Annotated in this window: 18 protein-coding genes; 17 read left to right on the forward strand and 1 reads right to left on the reverse strand. The window is 39.0% G+C overall.

Translation table 11 applies throughout. From position 1 onward, the window contains the following. Nucleotides 1-146: 146 nt before the first annotated feature. From rpoB to AC1VU3_RS07865, 11 genes are all read left to right on the forward strand, one after another. A complete protein-coding gene (rpoB, locus tag AC1VU3_RS07815; RefSeq protein WP_480389124.1) occupies nucleotides 147-3701 on the forward strand; it encodes a DNA-directed RNA polymerase subunit beta in 3555 nt (1184 codons plus the stop codon). A 161-nt stretch (nucleotides 3702-3862) separates the two neighbouring features. Further along, nucleotides 3863-7465 carry a DNA-directed RNA polymerase subunit beta' gene (rpoC, locus tag AC1VU3_RS07820; RefSeq protein ID WP_480389123.1) on the forward strand — a complete coding sequence of 1201 codons (3603 nt, stop codon included), beginning with the start codon at nucleotides 3863-3865 and terminating at the stop codon, nucleotides 7463-7465. Between the two features lie 246 nt (nucleotides 7466-7711). Next, on the forward strand, nucleotides 7712-7960 hold the full coding sequence (locus tag AC1VU3_RS07825) for a ribosomal L7Ae/L30e/S12e/Gadd45 family protein (RefSeq protein WP_480389122.1): 249 nt from the start codon (nucleotides 7712-7714) through the stop codon (nucleotides 7958-7960). 98 nt (nucleotides 7961-8058) lie between these two features. After that, on the forward strand, nucleotides 8059-8478 hold the full coding sequence (gene rpsL / locus AC1VU3_RS07830) for a 30S ribosomal protein S12 (protein WP_144540957.1): 420 nt from the start codon (nucleotides 8059-8061) through the stop codon (nucleotides 8476-8478). 40 nt (nucleotides 8479-8518) lie between these two features. Next, nucleotides 8519-8989 carry a 30S ribosomal protein S7 gene (gene rpsG / locus AC1VU3_RS07835; RefSeq protein ID WP_480389121.1) on the forward strand — a complete coding sequence of 157 codons (471 nt, stop codon included), beginning with the start codon at nucleotides 8519-8521 and terminating at the stop codon, nucleotides 8987-8989. Nucleotides 8990-9039: 50 nt separating this feature from the next. Further along, a complete protein-coding gene (gene fusA, locus AC1VU3_RS07840; protein WP_482983224.1) occupies nucleotides 9040-11118 on the forward strand; it encodes an elongation factor G in 2079 nt (692 codons plus the stop codon). A 115-nt stretch (nucleotides 11119-11233) separates the two neighbouring features. Further along, complete coding sequence (gene tuf, locus AC1VU3_RS07845) at nucleotides 11234-12421, forward strand: elongation factor Tu (protein WP_480389119.1); 1188 nt, start codon at nucleotides 11234-11236, stop codon at nucleotides 12419-12421. 95 nt (nucleotides 12422-12516) lie between these two features. Beyond that, nucleotides 12517-13206 (forward strand): response regulator, encoded by a 690-nt coding sequence (locus tag AC1VU3_RS07850; RefSeq protein WP_480389118.1) that lies wholly within the window; start codon nucleotides 12517-12519, stop codon nucleotides 13204-13206. Beyond that, entirely contained in the window at nucleotides 13203-14234 is a 1032-nt protein-coding gene (locus tag AC1VU3_RS07855) for a sensor histidine kinase (protein WP_482983225.1), read from the forward strand. Before AC1VU3_RS07850 ends, AC1VU3_RS07855 begins: the two co-directional genes overlap by 4 nt. Nucleotides 14235-14332: 98 nt before the next feature. Next, nucleotides 14333-15094 carry an ABC transporter ATP-binding protein gene (locus AC1VU3_RS07860; protein ID WP_482983226.1) on the forward strand — a complete coding sequence of 254 codons (762 nt, stop codon included), beginning with the start codon at nucleotides 14333-14335 and terminating at the stop codon, nucleotides 15092-15094. Continuing rightward, nucleotides 15084-17060 carry an FtsX-like permease family protein gene (locus AC1VU3_RS07865; RefSeq protein ID WP_482983227.1) on the forward strand — a complete coding sequence of 659 codons (1977 nt, stop codon included), beginning with the start codon at nucleotides 15084-15086 and terminating at the stop codon, nucleotides 17058-17060. Before AC1VU3_RS07860 ends, AC1VU3_RS07865 begins: the two co-directional genes overlap by 11 nt. 42 nt (nucleotides 17061-17102) lie before the next feature. Here AC1VU3_RS07865 and AC1VU3_RS07870 read toward each other — a convergent pair whose 3' ends face one another. Then, entirely contained in the window at nucleotides 17103-18389 is a 1287-nt protein-coding gene (locus tag AC1VU3_RS07870) for a protoglobin domain-containing protein (RefSeq protein ID WP_482983228.1), read from the reverse strand. A gap of 185 nt (nucleotides 18390-18574) precedes the next feature. On the opposite strand from AC1VU3_RS07870, the gene AC1VU3_RS07875 reads away from it, so the two are divergent. The 6 genes from AC1VU3_RS07875 to rplB all read left to right on the forward strand — a co-directional run bounded on the left by AC1VU3_RS07875 (nucleotide 18575) and on the right by rplB (nucleotide 23309). Further along, complete coding sequence (locus tag AC1VU3_RS07875; RefSeq protein ID WP_482983229.1) at nucleotides 18575-19891, forward strand: Na+/H+ antiporter family protein; 1317 nt, start codon at nucleotides 18575-18577, stop codon at nucleotides 19889-19891. Between the two features lie 626 nt (nucleotides 19892-20517). After that, nucleotides 20518-20826 carry a 30S ribosomal protein S10 gene (gene rpsJ / locus AC1VU3_RS07880; RefSeq protein ID WP_042478628.1) on the forward strand — a complete coding sequence of 103 codons (309 nt, stop codon included), beginning with the start codon at nucleotides 20518-20520 and terminating at the stop codon, nucleotides 20824-20826. 46 nt (nucleotides 20827-20872) lie between these two features. Continuing rightward, nucleotides 20873-21502, forward strand: coding sequence for a 50S ribosomal protein L3 (rplC, locus tag AC1VU3_RS07885; RefSeq protein ID WP_480389112.1), 630 nt, complete (start codon nucleotides 20873-20875; stop codon nucleotides 21500-21502). A 26-nt stretch (nucleotides 21503-21528) separates the two neighbouring features. Then, entirely contained in the window at nucleotides 21529-22152 is a 624-nt protein-coding gene (rplD, locus tag AC1VU3_RS07890) for a 50S ribosomal protein L4 (RefSeq protein WP_480389111.1), read from the forward strand. Continuing rightward, on the forward strand, nucleotides 22152-22436 hold the full coding sequence (rplW, locus tag AC1VU3_RS07895) for a 50S ribosomal protein L23 (RefSeq protein ID WP_480389110.1): 285 nt from the start codon (nucleotides 22152-22154) through the stop codon (nucleotides 22434-22436). Before rplD ends, rplW begins: the two co-directional genes overlap by 1 nt. Before the next feature lie 42 nt (nucleotides 22437-22478). After that, a complete protein-coding gene (gene rplB, locus AC1VU3_RS07900; protein WP_480389109.1) occupies nucleotides 22479-23309 on the forward strand; it encodes a 50S ribosomal protein L2 in 831 nt (276 codons plus the stop codon). Nucleotides 23310-23322 lie beyond the last annotated feature (13 nt).

The raw sequence follows: 23322 nt of genomic DNA on the forward strand, positions 1-23322 counted from the left end.
AAAATGGGTATACTGGCCGAGAAAAAGTTTGGTTAATCGAAAATGAGCTCTTCATTAGAACTCGTTTTCTTTTTGTCTTTCGATATCATACACCAAAATATGAATATCGAAAAGACCTAATATCGCTTTATTGAGGGGTGAATGAGTTGACAGGTCAACTAGTTCAGTACGGACAACACCGCCAGCGCAGAAGCTTTGCGCGTATTAGTGAGGTGCTAGAACTTCCGAATCTTATCGAGATTCAAACGGCATCTTATCAATGGTTCCTTGAGGAAGGTTTACGTGAAATGTTTAAAGATATTTCACCAATCGAGGACTTTACAGGCAATTTATCACTAGAATTTGTCGACTATAGCTTAAATGATCCGAAGTATTCGGTCGACGAATCTAAAGAACGTGACGCAACATACGCTGCACCATTGCGCGTAAAAGTACGTCTCCACAACAAAGAAACGAATGAAGTGAAAGAACAGGACGTTTTCATGGGAGACTTCCCATTAATGACGGAGACAGGTACCTTTGTAATCAATGGTGCTGAACGTGTAATTGTATCTCAGTTAGTCCGTTCACCAAGTGTTTACTTCCACGACAAAACAGACAAAAACGGTAAAAAAGGCTTTGGAGCTACTGTAATTCCAAACCGAGGTGCATGGTTAGAGTATGAAATCGATGCTAAGGACGTTGTATACGTTCGTATAGACCGTACACGTAAATTACCTGTTACTGTTTTACTTCGTGCTTTAGGCTTTGGCTCAGATCAAGAAATCATTGATTTAATCGGTGATAATGAGTACCTACGCAATACGCTTGAAAAGGACAATACAGAGACATCTGAAAAAGCCCTTTTAGAAATTTATGAGCGTTTACGCCCAGGTGAGCCACCAACAGTAGAAAGTGCAAAAAGCTTATTATATTCTCGCTTTTTTGACCCAAAACGTTATGACTTAGCTAACGTTGGTCGCTATAAAATGAATAAAAAGCTGCATATTAAAAATCGATTATTTAATCAAACAGTTGCAGAAACACTAGCTGACCCAGAAACTGGCGAAATCCTAGTGGAAGCTGGTACATTAATTGACCGTCGCGTTTTAGATCGCATTATCCCATATTTAGAGAACGGAATTGGATTCAAGACCTTCTCAACGGTAGGGGGCGTACTAGAAGACGATATTACTGTACAATCGATTAAAATTTATGCGCCAAATGATGAAGATCAAAAAGAAATTAACGTAATTAGCAATGCTTACGTGGATGATGAAGTGAAAAATATTACTCCGGCAGATATCGTGGCATCTATTGGTTATTTCTTTAACCTATTGTTTAACGTAGGAAACACAGATGACATCGATCATCTTGGAAACCGTCGTTTGCGTTCGGTAGGAGAGCTTCTTCAAAACCAATTCCGTATTGGTCTTTCCCGTATGGAGCGAGTGGTTCGTGAGCGTATGTCCATTAATGACACACAGGCAATCGTTCCACAGCAGCTAATTAACATCCGTCCAGTAATTGCATCTATCAAAGAGTTTTTTGGTAGCTCGCAGTTATCTCAATTCATGGATCAAACAAACCCGCTTGCAGAGCTTACCCATAAGCGACGTTTATCCGCATTAGGACCTGGTGGACTTACTCGTGAGCGTGCTGGCTTTGAAGTGCGTGACGTTCACTACTCTCACTACGGTCGTATGTGTCCGATTGAAACTCCTGAGGGACCAAACATCGGGTTAATTAACTCGCTTTCTAGTTTTGCAAAGGTAAATAAGTTTGGATTCATCGAAACTCCTTACCGTCGTGTTGATCCAGAAACGGGTCTTGTAACTTCTCGTATCGACTACCTAACAGCTGATGAAGAGGATAACTATGTTGTGGCTCAGGCTAACTCTCCATTATCTGATGAGGGGGCTTTCTTGAACGAAGAAGTAGTTGGTCGTTTCCGTGGTGATAACACTGTATTTAGAAGAGAACAAATTGACTATATGGATGTATCGCCTAAGCAAGTAGTATCAGCTGCGACAGCGTGTATCCCATTCTTAGAAAACGATGACTCCAACCGTGCACTAATGGGAGCGAACATGCAACGTCAAGCTGTTCCTCTATTAAATCCTGAGGCTCCTTTTGTAGGAACTGGTATGGAGCATGTAAACGCACGTGACTCAGGTGCTGCAGTTATTGCTAAGCACCATGGTATTGTGGAGCACGTAGAAGCGAAGGAAATTCGCGTTCGTCGTGTGGAAACAGTAGATGGAAAAGAAGTAATGGGCGATCTTACAACTTATAAAGTGCATAAGTTTGAACGTTCAAATCACGGTACATCTATTAACCAACGTCCAATCGTAAAAGTTGGAGACAGAGTAAAACCTCTTGATATTCTTGCAGATGGTCCTTCTATGGATAAAGGTGAGCTAGCGTTAGGTCGTAACGTTTTAGTTGCCTTCATGACATGGGATGGATACAACTATGAGGATGCTGTAATTATGAGTGAGCGTCTTGTAAAAGACGACGTATACACTTCTGTTCATATTGAAGAATATGAATCAGAATCTCGTGATACAAAGCTAGGACCAGAAGAAATTACGAGAGATATTCCAAACGTTGGGGAAGATGCACTACGCAACCTAGACGACCGTGGAATTATCCGTATTGGTGCTGAGGTTCGTGATGGAGATATTCTTGTTGGTAAAGTAACACCAAAAGGAGTTACTGAGCTTACAGCAGAAGAAAGACTTCTTCATGCAATCTTCGGAGAAAAAGCACGCGAGGTTCGCGATACTTCTCTTCGTGTACCGCATGGTGCTGGTGGAATTGTATTAGATGTAAAAGTCTTCAACCGGGAAGATGGAGATGAATTATCTCCTGGAGTTAACCAATTAGTTCGTGTTTATATCGTTCAAAAACGTAAAATCTCCGTTGGGGATAAAATGGCCGGACGACATGGTAACAAAGGGGTTATCTCAAGAATTCTTCCGGAAGAGGATATGCCTTTCCTTCCAGATGGAACACCAGTAGATATCATGTTAAATCCACTTGGGGTACCATCTCGTATGAACATTGGGCAGGTACTAGAGCTGCACTTAGGTATGGCTGCTAGAATCCTTGGTATTCATATGGCATCACCAGTATTTGATGGTGCGAATGAAGAGGACGTTTGGAGCACGATGGAAGAAGCAGGTCTGAACCGTGACGGGAAAACAACCCTATATGACGGTAGATCTGGTGAACCGTTTGATAACCGTGTATCCGTTGGAGTTATGTATATGATCAAGCTTGCCCACATGGTAGACGACAAGCTTCATGCCCGCTCAACTGGACCATATTCACTTGTTACGCAACAGCCTCTTGGAGGTAAAGCGCAATTTGGTGGACAGCGTTTTGGTGAGATGGAGGTATGGGCACTTGAGGCCTATGGTGCAGCTTACACATTACAAGAAATCTTAACAGTTAAATCCGATGACGTTGTTGGTCGTGTGAAAACATATGAAGCGATCGTTAAAGGTGAAAGTGTACCTGAACCAGGAGTTCCTGAATCATTCAAAGTATTGATTAAAGAATTACAAAGCTTAGGTATGGATGTTAAGATGCTTACAATTGATGAAGAGGAAATCGAGCTTCGTGATTTAGATGAAGACGATGATATTCCAGCAGCAGATGCTCTAGGATTATTACCATTGTCCGGAGAAGAAGAGCCTGTTGGAAACCTAGAATAAATAAGACTTTAAGGGTTGCAAGCCAATTTGTTAGAGTTCTTAAGAAAAAAGTAAACTCGGACAGGTGCTGCCTGTCCGAATTTCGATATAAAAATGCGCAAAATGCAGAGCTACTTGGAAAGTCTTTTTAAAAGACACAAGACTAAAGGGAGGTAGGCTCCTTGATAGACGTTAATAATTTTGAGTATATGAAAATAGGTTTGGCTTCACCAGATAAAATCCGTTCTTGGTCTTATGGGGAAGTAAAAAAGCCTGAAACGATTAACTATCGTACATTAAAACCAGAAAAAGATGGTTTATTCTGTGAGCGAATTTTCGGTCCAACAAAAGACTGGGAATGTCACTGCGGAAAATATAAACGTGTTCGTTATAAAGGTGTAGTTTGTGATCGTTGTGGAGTTGAGGTAACTCGTGCAAAGGTTCGACGTGAGCGTATGGGTCACATTGAATTAGCAGCTCCTGTATCACATATCTGGTACTTCAAGGGAATTCCAAGCCGTATGGGTCTGATCTTGGATATGTCTCCTAGATCCCTGGAAGAAGTTATCTACTTTGCATCATATGTAGTGATTGAACCAGCTGATACACCACTAGAAAAGAAACAATTACTTTCAGAAAAAGAATACCGTGCATACCGTGAGAAGTTTGGTACGAAGTTCCAAGCGGCTATGGGTGCAGAGGCTATTAAACGTCTATTACAAGAAATAGATCTTGAAAGTGAAACAGAAAGCTTAAAAGAAGAGCTAAAAACTGCACAAGGACAACGTCGCACTCGTGCGATTAAACGTTTAGAAGTAGTAGAATCATTCCGTAACTCTGGAAACAAACCAGATTGGATGATTTTAGATGTACTTCCGGTAATTCCACCAGAATTACGCCCAATGGTACAGTTAGACGGTGGACGCTTTGCAACTTCCGATTTAAATGACTTGTATCGTCGTGTTATTAACCGTAACAATCGTTTGAAGCGTTTGTTGGACTTGGGTGCTCCAAGCATTATCGTTCAAAACGAAAAACGTATGTTGCAAGAAGCAGTTGATGCATTGATCGACAATGGTCGTCGTGGTCGTCCTGTGACTGGTCCTGGTAACCGTCCTTTAAAATCTCTTTCTCACATGCTGAAAGGGAAACAAGGTCGTTTCCGTCAAAACTTACTTGGTAAACGTGTAGACTACTCTGGTCGTTCGGTTATCGTAGTAGGTCCTAATTTAAAAATGTATCAATGTGGTCTTCCGAAGGAAATGGCTATCGAATTATTTAAGCCATTTGTAATGAAAGAGCTAGTTGAGCGCGGCTTAGCGCATAATATTAAGAGCGCTAAACGTAAAATTGAGCGTATGCACTCAGAGGTTTGGGACGTATTAGAAGATGTTATTAAAGAACATCCAGTACTACTTAACCGTGCACCAACGCTTCACCGTTTAGGTATTCAAGCATTTGAGCCTACGTTAGTAGAAGGTCGTGCAATTCGTCTTCATCCATTAGTATGTACAGCATATAACGCTGACTTCGATGGTGACCAAATGGCGGTTCACGTACCATTATCTTCTGAAGCACAAGCGGAAGCACGTCTATTAATGTTAGCAGCCCAAAACATTTTGAACCCGAAAGATGGAAAACCTGTAGTAACACCATCTCAGGATATGGTATTAGGTAACTATTACTTAACACTTGAGCGCAAAGGTGCAACTGGAGAAGGTTCTACATTCTACGGTCCTAATGAAGTGTTGATTGCTTATAATAATGGTCATGTTCATTTGCATACTCGTATCGCAATTGCTGCATCTTCATTAAATAATCCAACGTTCACAGAGGAACAAAACAAGATGTGGTTGGTGACTACGGTTGGGAAAGTAATCTTTAATGAGATTCTTCCGGAAACATTCCCGTATATTAATGAACCAACAGATTTCAACCTACAAGTTGAAACGCCTGAAAAATATTTCGTATCTACTACAACAGATGTGAAAAAACATATTGAATCTATGGACCTTGTTCAACCATTCAAGAAGAAAATCCTTGGTAATATCATTGCGGAAGTATTCAAACGTTTCCACATTACAGAAACATCTAAAATGCTTGATCGCATGAAGTCACTTGGATTTAGATACTCTACAAAAGCTGGTATTACAATCGGTATTTCTGATATCGTTGTTCTTCCAGACAAAGGAGAGATTCTTGAAGAGGCGCAAGGAAAAGTAGATAAAGTAATGAAACAATTCCGTCGCGGTCTAATTACGGAAGAGGAACGTTACGCAAGTGTTATTGCACAGTGGAGTAAAGCGAAAGAAGTTATTCAAGATAAACTAATGAAGTCTCTAGATAACATGAACCCAATCTTCATGATGAGTGATTCTGGTGCCCGTGGTAACGCGTCCAACTTTACTCAGCTTGCTGGTATGCGTGGACTGATGGCCAACCCGGCTGGTCGAATTATCGAGCTTCCAATTAAATCTTCCTTCCGTGAAGGTCTAACAGTACTTGAATACTTCATCTCTACACACGGTGCTCGTAAAGGTCTTGCCGATACTGCATTAAAAACAGCCGATTCAGGTTATCTGACACGTCGTCTGGTGGACGTAGCACAGGATGTTATTGTTCGCGAAGATGATTGTGGAACAGACCGTGGACTATTAATTGGTTCGCTTATGGAAGGTTCTGAGGTAATCGAGGAATTTGCTGAGCGTATTGTAGGTCGTCATACGAAGAAAACAATTTATCACCCAGTAACAGGTGAGTTAATTTTACAAAGAGACGGTTTAATAACACAAGATATCGCTCGTATTATTGAAGAAGCTGGTATCGAGCAATTAACAATCCGCTCTGCGTTTACATGTAATACAAAACACGGCGTATGTAAAAAATGTTACGGCTTAAACTTAGCAACTGGAGATACTGTAGAAGTTGGGGAAGCGGTAGGAATTATCGCAGCTCAATCTATCGGAGAACCAGGTACTCAGTTAACAATGCGTACATTCCATACAGGTGGGGTTGCTGGAGACGATATTACACAAGGTCTTCCACGTATCCAAGAAATCTTTGAAGCTCGTAATCCTAAAGGGCAAGCAGTTATCTCCGAAATTTCCGGTATAGTAACGGATGTCGATGAGATTAGAGAAGGGCAAAAAGAGATTACGATTCAAGGTAACGTAGAGACTCGTAAGTACCTTGCTCCATACAATGCTCGACTAAAAGTTGCTGTAAATGATGTTATTGAACGTGGTCAAGTTTTAACAGAAGGATCAATAGATCCGAAAGAGTTGTTAAAAGTAAAAGACGTAGCTACTGTTCAAGAATATTTATTAAAAGAAGTACAAAAAGTTTATCGTATGCAAGGGGTAGAAATTGGAGACAAACATATCGAAGTAATGGTTCGCCAAATGCTTCGTAAGGTTCGTGTCATTGAAGCAGGAGAAACAGATTTACTTCCTGGATCTCTTCTTGATATTCACCAATTCGCTGAGGCAAACAGAGAAGCGGTACTACACGGTAAGATACCTGCAACTTGTCGCCCAGTAATCCTTGGTATTACGAAAGCTTCACTTGAAACAGAGTCCTTCTTATCTGCTGCATCATTCCAAGAAACAACACGTGTTCTAACGGATGCTGCTATTAAAGGTAAGCGAGATGAGTTGCTTGGACTGAAGGAAAACGTAATTATCGGTAAGCTGGTTCCTGCTGGTACTGGTATGCAACGATACCGTCAAATTAAAATAACTTCAAACGAAGCAGATTCTGAGAAAGAAGCAGTAAGTGCTGAATAAGAAGACAGAGTACATGTCCTAGAATAGTGAAATAGGGAATGAAATATGGCATTGCTAATATTTCTTCCCTTTAACTAGGGACTGCGTACGGAATCTTAGATGTACTTATATGTTTAATCACTATATTAGGGGAAAGCTTCATGTTTTCTCCTAATATTTAATGTTAAGTGTTGACACCTTTTTCAAGGAATGATAATATATTTAAGGTTGATAGTTATAGGACTTGTAACTTTGGAGGATATGAAAATGTCTTATGAAAAAGTAAAACAAGCAAAAAAAACAATCATAGGTACAAAGCAAGCAGTAAAAGCAATGAATAAAGGGCTTGTAAGAGAAGTATATATAGCACTTGACATAGAAGATAGAATCATTGATCTAGCTAGATCCGCAGCACAAGAAAATAATGTGGTTATTCACTATGTTGAGTCTAAATTAGAGCTTGGTAAAGCCTGTGGATTGCGTATAGGCGCATCTGTAGTGGCTATTGCTGTGTAACAGTTTTTGTGTAAAATCACAAAAACTTTGTTTTTACCCAAAAAATGAACCACCTGGATGTGTGGTATTAAAAGAACAAATGAAGGGAGGAACAATCGATGCCTACAATTAACCAATTGGTACGTAAGCCTCGTAAATCCAACATCACGAAATCTAAATCTCCAGCATTAGGAAAAGGTTATAACAGCTTTAAAAAGTCTGCTACAAACCTTAACTCTCCACAAAAACGTGGGGTATGTACTCGTGTTGGTACTATGACGCCTAAAAAACCGAACTCAGCACTTCGTAAATATGCGCGTGTACGTCTAACTAATACGTTAGAGGTTACTGCTTATATCCCAGGTGAAGGTCACAACCTACAAGAACACAGTGTTGTACTTATCCGCGGAGGACGTGTAAAAGACTTACCAGGGGTACGTTATCATATCGTACGTGGAGCTCTTGACACAGCTGGAGTTAATGGTCGTATGCAAAGCCGTTCTCTATACGGAGCAAAACGCCCTAAAGTTAAAAAATAATTAACGATTAAATCGACATTCTTCGAAAGGAGGAAAACACATGCCTCGTAAAGGTCCTGTTTCCAAACGTGACGTGTTACCAGATCCAATTTATAACTCAAAACTAGTAACTCGTTTAATTAATAAAATGATGATTGATGGTAAAAGAGGTACTTCTCAAAAAATCCTATACGGAGCGTTTGATTTAGTAAAAGAACGTTCTGGTAAAGATCCATTAGAAGTATTCGAAGCTGCACTAAACAACATTATGCCAGTACTTGAAGTACGCGCTCGTCGTGTTGGTGGTGCTAACTACCAAGTACCGGTTGAAGTTCGTCCAGAACGCCGTTATACTTTAGGTCTTCGTTACCTAGTGAACTATTCTCGCCTTCGTGGAGAGAAAACAATGGAAGAGCGTCTTGCTAATGAAATCCTTGACGCATCTAACAACACAGGTGCATCTGTTAAGAAACGTGAAGATATGCACAAAATGGCAGAAGCTAACAAAGCATTTGCTCACTATCGTTGGTAAGATTTACTTAAAATCATACTCTAATCCGAAACTGGAAGGAGAAATACATTATGGCTAGAGAGTTCTCCTTAGAAAAAACACGTAATATCGGTATCATGGCTCACATCGATGCTGGTAAAACGACTACTACGGAGCGTATTCTTTATTACACTGGTAAAATCCATAAAATTGGTGAAACACATGAAGGTGCTTCTCAAATGGACTGGATGGAACAAGAACAAGAACGTGGTATCACAATCACTTCTGCTGCAACAACAGCTTCTTGGGACAACCACCGTATTAACATTATCGACACACCTGGACACGTAGACTTCACAGTAGAAGTTGAACGTTCACTTCGTGTACTTGATGGTGCGGTTACAGTACTAGATGCTCAATCTGGTGTTGAACCACAAACAGAAACAGTATGGCGCCAAGCTACAACTTATGGTGTTCCACGTATCGTTTTTGTAAACAAAATGGATAAAACAGGTGCAGACTTCTTGTACTCTGTATCCACACTTCGTGACCGTCTACAAGCAAATGCTCATCCAATTCAATTACCAATTGGTGCAGAAGATCAATTTAGCGGAATCATCGACTTAATTGCGATGAAAGCTACAGTATACGGAAATGACTTAGGAACAGATATTCAAGAAGTGGAAATCCCTGCTGAATATCAAGCTCAAGCTGAAGAATATCGTGAAAAATTAGTTGAAGCGGTAGCTGAGCTTGATGAAGAATTAATGGAAAAATACCTTGGTGGAGAAGAAATCACAAATGAAGAATTAGTTGCTGGTATCCGTAAAGGTACTCTTAACGTAGAATTCTATCCAGTAGTTTGTGGTACTGCTTTCAAAAACAAAGGTGTTCAAAAAGTTCTTGATGCAGTAGTTGCGTACCTTCCATCTCCAGTTGATTTACCTCCTATGAAAGGTATCAACCCGGATACTGATGAAGAGATTGAACGTAAAGCTTCTGATGAAGAGGCGTTCTCAGCGTTAGCGTTTAAAGTTATGACTGACCCTTATGTTGGTAAATTAACTTTCTTCCGCGTATACTCTGGTACACTTCAATCAGGTTCTTACGTGCAAAACTCAACAAAAGGTAAGCGTGAGCGTGTAGGTCGTATCCTACAAATGCACGCGAACTCTCGTGAAGAGATTGCACAAGTTTACGCTGGAGATATCGCTGCAGCAGTAGGCTTAAAAGACACTACAACTGGTGATACACTATGTGATGAAAAATCTCTAGTTATTCTTGAGTCAATGGAATTCCCAGAGCCAGTTATCTCACTTTCTGTTGAACCAAAAACAAAAGCTGACCAAGATAAAATGGGTCAAGCTCTACAAAAATTAGCTGAAGAAGATCCAACATTCCGCGTTCATACTGACCAAGAAACTGGTCAAGTAATTATCGCTGGTATGGGAGAACTTCACCTTGATATCCTTGTTGACCGTATGCGTCGCGAGTTCAAAGTAGAAGCTAACGTAGGTGCTCCTCAAGTATCTTACCGTGAAACTTTCCGCTCTTCTGCGAAAGTTGAAGGTAAATTTGTTCGCCAATCTGGTGGTCGTGGTCAATTCGGACACGTTTGGATCGAGTTTGCTCCAAATGAAGAAGGAAAAGGCTTTGAGTTTGAAAATGCTATCGTTGGTGGGGTAGTTCCTCGTGAATATATTCCAGCTGTAGAAGCAGGTCTTCGTGATGCACTTGATAACGGTGTAATTGCTGGTTTCCCATTAATCGATATTAAAGCTAAATTATTCGACGGATCATACCATGATGTTGACTCGAATGAGATGGCATTTAAAATTGCTGCATCTATGGCATTGAAAAATGCTGTATCAAAAGTAAACCCAGTACTTCTTGAGCCAATCATGAAAGTAGAAGTTGTAATTCCTGAAGAATATTTAGGAGACATCATGGGTGACATCACATCTCGTCGTGGACGCGTTGAAGGTATGGATGCTAGAGGTAACGCACAAGTAGTTCGTGCAATGGTACCACTTGCTGAAATGTTCGGATATGCAACTTCCTTACGTTCTAATACGCAAGGTCGTGGAGTATTCTCCATGGTATTCGACCACTATGAAGATGTTCCAAAATCTATTGCAGAAGAAATTATTAAAAAACATAAAGGTGAATAATTGATATTTCCTTTAGTTTCAAGTATAACTATTTGTAGTGTATGAAAGTTTAGGGACTATATGTCCCTACCCTTTTATCATAAAAAACAAACAATTACTGAGGAGGATTTCTCTAATGGCAAAAGCTAAATTTGATCGTTCAAAAACACATGCTAACGTTGGTACAATTGGACACGTTGACCATGGTAAAACAACTCTAACTGCTGCAATCGCTACAGTTCTTTCTAAAAGATTAGGTGGAGAAGCTAAGTCTTACGACCAAATCGATAACGCTCCAGAAGAAAAAGAGCGTGGAATCACAATCAACACATCTCACGTTGAGTATGAAACTGAAACTCGTCACTACGCACACGTTGACTGCCCAGGACATGCTGACTATGTTAAAAACATGATCACAGGTGCAGCTCAAATGGACGGCGGTATCTTAGTAGTATCTGCTGCTGATGGCCCAATGCCACAAACTCGTGAGCACATCCTTCTTTCTCGTCAAGTAGGTGTTCCTTACTTAGTAGTATTCATGAACAAATGTGATATGGTAGACGACGAAGAATTACTTGAATTAGTTGAAATGGAAATTCGTGACCTATTATCTGAGTACGATTTCCCAGGCGACGATGTTCCTGTAATCAAAGGTTCTGCTCTTAAAGCTCTTGAAGGAGAGCCAGAGTGGGAAGAAAAAATCGTTGAATTAATGGACGCTGTAGACAGCTACATCCCAACTCCAGAACGTCAAACTGACAAACCATTCATGATGCCAGTTGAGGACGTATTCTCTATCACTGGTCGTGGTACAGTTGCTACTGGACGTGTTGAGCGTGGACAAGTTAAAGTTGGTGACTCTGTAGATATCATCGGTATCGTTGAAGAGCCAAAATCTACTACTGTAACTGGTGTAGAAATGTTCCGTAAACTTCTTGACTATGCAGAAGCTGGAGACAACATCGGTGCTCTTCTTCGTGGGGTTTCTCGTGAAGAAGTTCAACGTGGTCAAGTATTAGCTAAACCAGGTTCAATCACTCCACACACAGACTTCAAAGCTGAAGTTTATGTTCTTTCTAAAGAAGAGGGTGGACGTCATACTCCATTCTTCTCAAACTACCGTCCTCAGTTCTACTTCCGTACAACTGACGTAACTGGTGTTTGTAACTTACCAGAAGGCGTAGAAATGGTTATGCCTGGCGATAACATCGAGATGACTGTATCTCTTATCGCTCCAATCGCTCTTGAAGAAGGTACTAAATTCTCTATCCGTGAGGGTGGACGTACTGTAGGCGCTGGTGTAGTAGCTTCTATCACTAAGTAATTTATTACTTACTATATGAAAAACCCATCTCGTGACGACGAGATGGGTTTTTTTTATTTCTAAATATGTGTAAACTGGAAAAAAGGGGGGAGTTTATGCAGAAAATATTACTTATTGAAGACGATACATCGATATTTAAGGCAATACAAGAAAGGTTTCTCCATTGGTCTTTTGCCGTGATACAACCAAGTGATTACCAAAATATCCTGCCAGATTTCTTGGAACAAAAACCCCAGTTAGTAATTATTGATATTCAGTTGCCTGCGTTCGATGGTTTTCATTGGTGTAGGGAGATTAGAAGACATTCGAAAGTTCCTATTATCTTTTTATCCTCTAGAGATCATCCGATGGATATGATTATGGCTATGCAAATGGGGGCAGATGATTTTATTCAAAAGCCTTTTCATATGGATGTTTTATTAGCTAAGGTACAAGCTATATTAAGAAGAACTTATGATTACGTGGAAGAAACGTTAGATGTTGTATATTGGAATGGAGCGATGGTAGATTATTCAAGGAGTCTATTATCAAAAGACGATAAGGAAGTTGAACTCACAAAAAATGAGCTATTCATCTTAAGGGTCCTTCTACAATCAGTGGATAAAATTGTTTCGAGAGATGATCTCATGAGAAGATTATGGGACGATGAGAAGTTTGTAAATGACAATACACTTTCTGTGAATGTAAATAGGTTAAGGTTAAAGCTTGAACAAATCGGGTTAGTGGATGTCATAGTTACGAAGAAGGGCTTGGGATATATAGGTATTACAAAGGAGGAGCTATGAGGCTGTTTTTATTATTTATACGAGAACGTATTAGTTGGATACTATTCTTTGTTCTGCTCCAGCTCTGGCTTAATCTTCTCCTGTATCTTGATATATCTTTTCAAGACACCTCTCTTGCCTATATGAATGCAGTAAATTTTTGTTTATTTCTCGCCTTTTTGTTATGGAGATATTTCAAAGAAACAAAATTTCTAAGAGAGTTATTAGAGATGTATGAAGATCAGTTGACCTTTGACCAAGTGATTGCTAAGTTACCGAAGGGACAGTCTGTATTTGATAAAATCATGATGAAAGAAGTTCAAAGCTTTGTCCTTTTAGGGAAACAAGAATTAAACGAATTTAATATAAACATACTGGAAGAAAAAGATCAAACATTATCCTGGATACATGAAATAAAAACACCCCTAACTAGTATGAAGCTGATGCTAGATAATGTAGAAGATACAGAGCAACGCAAAAGGTTAGAGGTAGAATGGCTTAGAATGCATATGCTATTGGATCAGCAACTCCATAATACTCGGCTTCCTTTTATCGAAAAGGATACAATAATAGAAGAAGTAAATTTACAAAAGGTCATCTATCAAGAAATTAAAGATTTAATGCCTTGGTGTAGAATACGTAATATAGGATTTGAAACATTAGATTTAAATCAGAATACGTTGACCGACCAAAAATGGCTCTCCTTTATAGTGAGGCAGCTAGTATCTAATGCAGTAAAATACAGTAAAGAAAACAGTGAAATACTGATATATGTAAAAAAGGATAAGATGGGTCGAATAATTCTTTCTGTAAAGGATGAAGGAACAGGTATTTCGGAGGCAGACTTGCCAAGAATATTTGAAAAGTCTTTTACTGGTAGAGTGGGGAGGGAAAGCACTGCTTCCAGTGGTATGGGACTATACTTAGCAAGAAATGCTGCGGAAAAGCTAGGCATTAAAATTACTGTTACTTCAAAAGTGAATGTGGGCTCTACCTTCTCCTTACAGTTTCCTTTAAAAAATGAAATGCTTCAAATACTCGGTAGGTGACAAAAATGTCATCTACTTTCTTTTATTGTCACCTAAAACAAACGATTTTTCTTCCTAATATAGTTAATATAGAGTTAACAATAAGTAGGAGGTAGACCATGGCGATATTACGAGGTCGAAAAATAAAAAAGGTATTTGGTAAAAAGTCTAATGCGCAAGAAGTGCTAAAGGATATAGATATGGAAGTTCAAGAAGGAGAGTTTGTAGGCATAATGGGTCCATCTGGCTCGGGAAAAACTACTTTACTAAACGTTTTAGCTTCTATTGATAAGGTTACTGCTGGAGTAATAGAGATTAACAATAATAATCTACAAAAAATGAGAGAACAGCAGCTTTCTAAGTTTCGAAGAGAACAGCTTGGGTTCATTTTTCAGGACTATAACTTGTTAGATACGTTAACTGTTAAAGAAAATATTTACCTTCCTCTATCCGTAGGCAAGATCCCAAAGGCGCAAGGGAAGGCTAGAATAAGGGAAATTACAGAACTCTTAGGGATCGATGACATCTTAGATAAATATCCGAATGAAATCTCTGGAGGGCAAAAGCAAAGAACCTCTGCAGCTAGAGCATTGGTCGGTAACCCATCCATCGTGTTTGCAGACGAGCCAACCGGGGCACTAGATTCTAAATCTGCTACTGCTTTATTAAGTAATTTAGAGAAAATTAATCAAGAAAAGAAAGTAACAATTATCATGGTTACACATGATACGGTGGCTGCTAGCTTTTGCTCACGTGTCTTATTTTTAAAGGATGGTCAGATATACTCGGAGCTGTATAGAGGGGAAAAGGATCGAAAGCAATTTTTCCAAGAAATACTGAACACGCAAGGCGTATTAAGTGGTGATGGATATGACGCTTAATCAACTAGTTTTAAGAAGTATGAAAAAAAACATAAAGAGCTACTATCTTTATATCTTTGCCTTAGTATTTAGCGTCACCTTGTATTATTCCTTTGTAACTTTACAGTTCAATCCAACAATTGCTCAACAAGTGGGCAGTGGAAGGAGTGCAGCAACTTTAGAAGTTGCTTCCTATTTACTATTATTTATTGTTGTTTTCTTTGTTCTGTATGCCAATAATTTATTTATGAAGAGAAGAAGTAAAGAGATTGGGTTGTATCAACTAGTAGGTATGTCAAAGGGGCTTGTCACGAGATTAATAGCAATTGAAAATACAATTCTTTGGTTTAGTGCAATAACCATAGGGATATTTGTAGGATTCCTAACCTCAAGAGTATTTGTCATGATTCTATTAAAGATTCTAGAAAAGGATGCATTTGTTGAGCTAACATTTTCTCCGGAAGCTCTTTTGAGAACAATAGTAGTTTTTTTCATCCTTTTAATGGTGGTCCTTTTTCAGACAGCGATTAGAATAAAAAGAGCGTCTTTATTAACCCTTATCACGACAACTGCAATTGCTGATGAGAAGGTAAAAAAGTTTAATTCTTTCCAAATGCTTTTAGGATTTATTGGACTAGTTTTTATCGGATACGGCTACTACCTATCCACATCGTTATCTGACTTAGAGCCAGATATAACTGCTAATGAGCTTTTATTTAAAATGGTTTCTATACTTGCTTTAACGATTGGGGGAACCTATTTTGTTTTTCGTTTCTCTGTGGCATTTATCTTAAATCTGATAAGAAAAAGTAAAAAGGGCTTGATGTCTATTCAAGATGTGTTGTCCTTATCTACTATTATGCATCGGATGAAGTCCAATGCTATGTCATTAACGACAATTACCGTTTTATCGGCAACAACACTTGCTATCCTAACCTTAACCTATATCTCTTATTATTCTGCAGAGGCTACCTCCGAGGAAGCGGTACCTTACGATTATATTATGTACGAGGATACAGGGTTTGGCTTAGTTGAAGCATTTGATAAGGAAGGGATTGAATATTCTAGATATGATATAGATTTACTGGCTGTTCAGGCTGATGTCCGATCTCTATTAATCAAAGAAGCAGCTTTAAACCAACATATTAGTACTGTGGGAGAACTACAGGTAGTAAGCATAAAGGATATACAAAATAAGCTACCTAATCTAACACTAGAAGAGCATGAGGGCTATATATTAGGCTATGATAGTGTACGTGCAGAAAACATAAGGATAGAAGGGCAAAAGCCGCTGGAGTTTAGAACTTCCTCAGGGAAGGATGAAATATTCATTAAAGAAGTTTCTGAGGAACGCCTTGTACCTGATTATCACTCTTATGATTATTTGACAGTCGTTGTTTCAGATACCTATTTTCAAAGGCTGCTAAATGATCCTAAAACTAAGAATCAAAAGGTAGTAGGGTTGGAATTGCAGAATGAGGAGCAATTAGAAAAAGCAGAGGAAGTCTATAAGGAAAATAAAGTTTCTGTAGAAGTTCCCTATCCAAGCGGGGTGGCTACCAAAACCGTAAGTGTCGAATCTCAAGAAAGCTCTAGGTTAGAAATGCTAGATATACTTGGTATGTCTATATTTATAACAGGCTTCTTAGGGTTAGCTTTTTTGATTGCCACCGGTAGCATTCTATATTTCAGGCAGATGTCTGAGGCTGATGAGGAGAAGGGTACGTATACTATTTTACGAAAAATGGGCTTTACTACTGGCGAGATAATGAAAGGTATACGAAGAAAGCAGTTATTCAATTTTGGTTTTCCTTTAATAATCGGACTATCTCATAGCTATTTTGCAGTTAAATCTGGATGGGTTTTCTTTGGAAACGAACTAGTGGCACCTTTGTTGATTACAATGGGGATATATATTATTCTATATTCAATATTCGCAATCCTTTCTGCCGGTTACTATCGTAAGGTAGTGGAGGATTCTCTATAAAAAAACACCTGGTTTCCGAGCTGGAAATCAGGTGTTTTATGTCTATAATTCGTGAGAAGTATCTCTCAGTTTATCGGAGGAGCTAGAAATGCGCAGAACTGCTTCATTTAGTTCAGAGATTACCTGAGAGATAGTATTAATTTCTTCATTAGATCTCATGCTCTGTGCTTTTATGCCTGAAATAGCAGAAGTGATTTCATGAAAAGAAGCTGTAACACTTTCATATTTTTTATTGCCCACTACTAGTAATTTATTCATCTCACCCACAGAGTTACTCATATCTTCTATCTTCTCATCTGTTTCTTCGATTAGCTCTTCTACGGTGCTAATAGCTTTTTTCGTTTCTTCCGCAAGATTTTTCACTTCATTGGCAACTACCGCAAACCCAGCACCTCGATCACCTGCATGGGCTGCTTCAATAGAAGCGTTAAGTGCTAGCAGATTGGTTTGATTGGCAATGGTGGTGACTAGTTCCACGACTTCTTTAATTTTATTTGATGAATCTTGTAAATCCTTCATCTTTTGTTGAAGTGTTTGTAAGCTTGTATCAATTAAATTCATTTGCTGGGTTTGTTGTTGAACTAACTGCTCTGCTTCTTGCGATGTTTCTTGTGTAGCTAAAACAAAAGATAGTCCTTTTTCGGTGAATTCCTCAATTGCTTCCACCTTGGTGCAAAGGGATAAAATAGAAGCACTAGTTTCTTCACTAACATTGGCTAGGATTTCCGATGCGTCTATTACTTGAACCTTCACCTTCTTTTCTTTTTCTCTGATACTTTGTCTCAGCCTTTCATTTTCTAATTCATAGGCCTCTAAGACGAGCTGCTGCTCTAAATTCAACAGCTTTGTAATAGCAGAAAGAGCTTGTATCTTTTCCTTCGTATTTATATTTAGCACTAAGATTAATTGGGAGAACTCATAATAGAGCGTTTCAAAGGCTGCCATATACCATTTTGGTTCAAGTCCTATTCTTACATGTACTTGTGCTATTCGATAACGCTGTGCTATATACTCGTTGTTTATAATTCCTGAAAACATTTCAGACAAATGATCATACAAGGTAGTTTTTAAACGATCAATACTAGAGTGCTGGTTGATAATAGTAAGTAGTCTAGGCTCCGCACCGATTGATCGATAAAAATTTTCTACTGTTTTTTCTAATATTCCTTCTACATAGGGACTTAAGTGATAAATAAGTGTTAAATCCTCTTTATTCAAATGAATCATAGCGATCTGTTTCTGTATATCCGGATGCTCTTGTACGTCTAATGATATAGGAGCTTCTTTTGTTAAATCAATTGTAGGTTGTTTCTTCATAAAAAAGGCCATTCTTCTTCTCCTTTACGTTATGTAACGCTTAAGTCGTTACAATTCCTACATTATATCGGTAACAATTACCCTGTCTGAAGAATAGAGAAAACTAAATTGATAAAGTTAAGTGTATTGACATATGAGCTAGAAAGTTATAAACTTTCACATATTAGTAATCTAGTGTATGAAAGTGAGTGAGTGGAATGAATGCAGTTTTAGTTGCAGTAGGAGTTATGTTGGTTTTAAGCTTACTGCGTATAAATGTAGTGTTTTCTTTAATAGTAGGAGCGCTAGTTGGAGGTTTAGTGGCTGATCTGTCGCTTGCAGAAACAATCCAAGCCTTTACGACCGGTCTAGGTGAAGGAGCGACGATAGCATTAAGCTATGGATTGCTAGGAGGGTTTGCTATTGCAATATCCAAAACTGGAATACCAGATTTATTGGTTGGTGCAATTTTAAAACTTGTGAAAAGAGAAGGGGATTCTGGGAAAAGTGCCTTAGTTAAAACACTAATCTTTTTACTAATACTTATGATGGCTATTTTTTCTCAAAATCTTATACCTATTCATATAGCATTTATTCCACTACTTATCCCGCCTATTTTAAAGGTGCTTAATATGCTTAAAATAGATAGAAGACTAATTGCCTCCATTTTGGCCTTTGGTTTAATAACCCCTTATATGCTTTTACCATACGGTTACGGCGCTATCTATCAACAAATTGTTGCAACACAAATGGATTTATCTGGCTTAAAAGTTTCCTTATCAGATATCCCAACAGCAATGGCATTTCCTGCTTTAGGTATGGTATTTGGGTTAGTAGTTGCATTCTTACTTTACAGAAAGCCTAGAAGTTACAAACAAGACAATTTAGCAATTGATGAAATAGAAGTAAAAGTAAAAAAACGTAACATTGTATTTACAGTTATTGCTCTGCTAGCAGCTTTAATAGCACAGATAGGCACAGATTCGATGATAGCCGGAGCGATGGCTGGTATAGCGGTCCTTTACGTTACAGGGGCACTGCAAATGAAGGAAGCGGATCGCTTGTTAACAGAAGGAATGCGAATGATGGCGTTTATAGGTTTTGTCATGATTACAGCTAATGGGTTTGCTGCTGTTATCAATGAAACAGGACATATCGCTAACTTAGTAGAGTCAACAGCAGACGTGTTATCCGGAAACGTGAGCTTAGCAGTGTTTATTATGCTTTTAATTGGCTTAATTGTAACAATCGGTATAGGTTCTTCCTTTGCGACAATTCCAATTATCGCTGCTATTTTTGTTCCCTTGGCAATGGAGTTAGGATTAAGCCCCTTGGCTACAATAGCGCTCATAGGTACAGCAGGAGCTTTAGGGGACGCAGGTTCTCCAGCTTCTGATTCAACCCTTGGACCAACGGCAGGACTTAACTTCGACGGGCAACATAATCACATTTGGGATACTTGTGTTCCGACATTTCTTGTTTACAACATTCCATTAGTGTTGTTTGGATGGGTTGGTATCGTATATATTCTTTAATATAGAAGAAACAAAAATTCTGAAGGCATAAAATCTGCTATAACCTCATGTGTGATGGTAATGAAACGGACTATTAAAAAGTTAACAGGGAGTATGTGAGAGTTAGTCGCTCACATACTCGCTTTTTGATATTGTTATTGCTACAAAGAGATGTATACCACTTTTGCTTTGCCCACATCAGTTTCCTCCAACCAGTCCTGTATGCCCTTCTAATAAGTTAATCTAAGAGAAATGCAACCATAACAAGTCAGGGCTTCGCTACGGTCTTAGAAGCACCCTGCTGGCGTGTTTATGCAGAATAAAAGATATTGTTGTCTAAACCTATGACAATTGATTTATTTTTAGCAAAGTACGGTATTTAAGCGACCATATTATTTGTAATTTTCCTGGAAGGTTTATATACTGATACAGGATTAAAAGAGAAAGCAAGAAAAGCCTATTAAATATAAAATTAATTTCACCAAAAGACTTGCGGAATCTAGTGAAATTGTATATAATGTTGAATGTTGGTCTTTGACTGCGATGAAACGAGAGGTTACCGACACACCCGGCCGCTTTGCCATGGCGAGTGTACGGAAAATTTTCGTGGAGAATGTCTAGAAATTAGGCGAAAAGGAGGGAAAATAATGGCAAAACAAAAAATTCGTATTCGTTTAAAAGCGTATGATCACAGAATCCTTGATCAATCTGCTGAGAAAATTGTAGAAACTGCTAAACGTTCAGGTGCAAGTGTATCGGGTCCGATTCCACTTCCGACTGAAAGATCTGTGTATACGATTCTTCGTGCGGTTCACAAGTATAAAGACTCTCGTGAACAATTCGAAATGCGTACGCATAAACGTCTTATCGATATCGTTAACCCAACACCACAAACTGTTGACGCGTTAATGAAGCTTGATTTACCATCTGGCGTTGATATTGAAATCAAACTTTAATGGTAAAAGATAAAAAACAACAAATTATTTTAGGAGGTGTGACGAAATGACCAAAGGAATCTTAGGTAGAAAAATCGGTATGACGCAAGTATTTGCTGAGAACGGTGACTTAATCCCGGTTACTGTAATTGAAGCTACTCCAAACGTAGTTCTTCAAAAGAAAACAGTTGAAACTGATGGATACGAGGCTGTTCAATTAGGTTTCGAAGATAAGCGCGAAAAGCTTTCTAACAAACCAGAAAAAGGCCACGTAGCGAAAGCAAGCACTGCTCCTAAGCGCTTCATCCGCGAATTCCGCGGCTTGGATACTGCTAATTACGAGGTTGGTCAAGAAGTCAGCGTAGAAAGTTTTGCAGAAGGCGATGTAATTGATGTTACAGGTACTACGAAAGGGAAAGGTTTCCAAGGTGTTATCAAGCGTCATGGACAATCTCGTGGACCAATGGCTCACGGCTCTCGTTACCACCGTCGTCCTGGTTCAATGGGTCCAGTTGCTCCGAACCGCGTATTTAAACAAAAGAAATTACCTGGTCAAATGGGTGGAAACACTGTAACAATCCAAAACTTACAAGTTGTAAGAGTGGATGCAGAACGTAACCTTCTACTTGTTAAAGGTAATGTTCCTGGTTCTCGTAAATCACTAGTAGTTGTTAAGGCTGCTATTAAATCGAACTAATTCTCTGAAGAAAGGAGGAAACAGGAATGGCAAAAGTATCTTTATTCAATCAAGCAGGAACTTCAGTTGGTGAAATCGAACTAAGCGATAAAGTTTTTGGGATTGAACCAAATGAGTCTGTTTTATTTGAAGCTATTATTGCGCAACGCGCATCTCTTCGCCAAGGTAACCACAAAGTGAAAAATCGCTCTGAAGTTTCAGGTGGTGGACGTAAGCCTTGGAAACAAAAAGGAACAGGTCGTGCTCGTCAAGGATCTATCCGCTCTCCACAATGGCGTGGTGGTGGTACTGTATTCGGTCCAGTTCCACGTAGCTACAGCTACAAATTACCAAAGAAAGTACGTCGCTTAGCTCTTCTTTCAGCTCTTTCATCTAAAGTGCGTGAAGAAAGCATCGTAGTACTTGAAGGTTTAGCATTTGATGCGCCTAAAACAAAGGAATTTGCACAAGTGCTTTCAAATCTATCAATTAACAAAAAAGCGTTGTTTGTAACAGCTGATTTAGACGAAAACGTTGCATTATCAGCTCGTAACATCCCTGGAATTACAGTTGTGTCTGCAACAGGCATTAACGTATTAGATTTAGTTGGTCACGATAAATTAGTGATGACTAAAGCTGCAGTAGAAAAGGTTGAGGAGGTGCTTGGATAATGGAAGCACGTGATATTATTAAACGTCCGGTCATTACCGAGCGTTCTTCAGAAGCAATGGCAGATAAAAAGTACACTTTCGAAGTGGACACTCGCGCTAACAAAACACAAGTTAAATACGCAATAGAAGAAATCTTTGGAGTAGATGTTGAAAAAGTTAACATCATGAACTACAAAGGGAAATTCAAACGTGTAGGTAAATTTGGTGGTTACACAAACAAACGTCGTAAAGCGATTGTTACATTAACTGCTGATAGCAAAGACATCGAATTATTCGAAATATAATCCTTATAACAAGGAAGTAATAAACAAGAAGGAGGGAACAAAATGGCGATTAAAAAGTATAAACCAACGTCAAACGGACGTCGTAACATGACTTCACTTGATTATGCTGAAATCACAACAGATAAGCCGGAAAAATCACTTCTTGCTCCTGTTAAACGTAAAGGCGGCCGTAACAACCAAGGTAAAATTACTGTTCGTCATCATGGTGGTGGACACAAACGTCAATACCGTATCATTGATTTCAAACGAAACAAAGACGGCATTCCAGGACGTGTTGCTACTATCGAATATGATCCAAACCGCTCTGCGAATATCGCATTGATTAACTATGCAGATGGTGAAAAACGTTATATCCTAGCTCCTAAAGGCTTGGAAGTTGGAATGACAATCATGTCAGGTCCAGAAGCAGATATTAAAGTAGGTAACGCTCTTCCGTTACAAAATATCCCAATGGGTACTACTATCCACAATATCGAAATGAAACCTGGTAAAGGTGGACAGCTAGTTCGTTCTGCTGGTACATCAGCTCAGTTACTAGGTAAAGAAGGTAAATATGTAATCGTACGTTTACAATCTGGTGAGGTTCGTTTAATCCTTGGTGTTTGCCGCGCTACAGTTGGTGAAGTAGGGAACGAACAACATGAACTAGTAAACATCGGTAAAGCAGGTCGTAATCGTTGGTTAGGTAAACGCCCAACTGTACGTGGATCTGTAATGAACCCTAACGATCACCCACACGGTGGTGGTGAAGGACGTACACCAATCGGTCGTAAGTCTCCAATGTCTCCATGGGGTAAACCAACTCTTGGATACAAAACTCGTAGTAAGAAAAACAAATCCGACAAACTTATCATTCGTCGTCGTAAAAAATAATGTGGTTTTACTA

This window comes from Psychrobacillus sp. Z16_25, assembly GCF_056856695.1.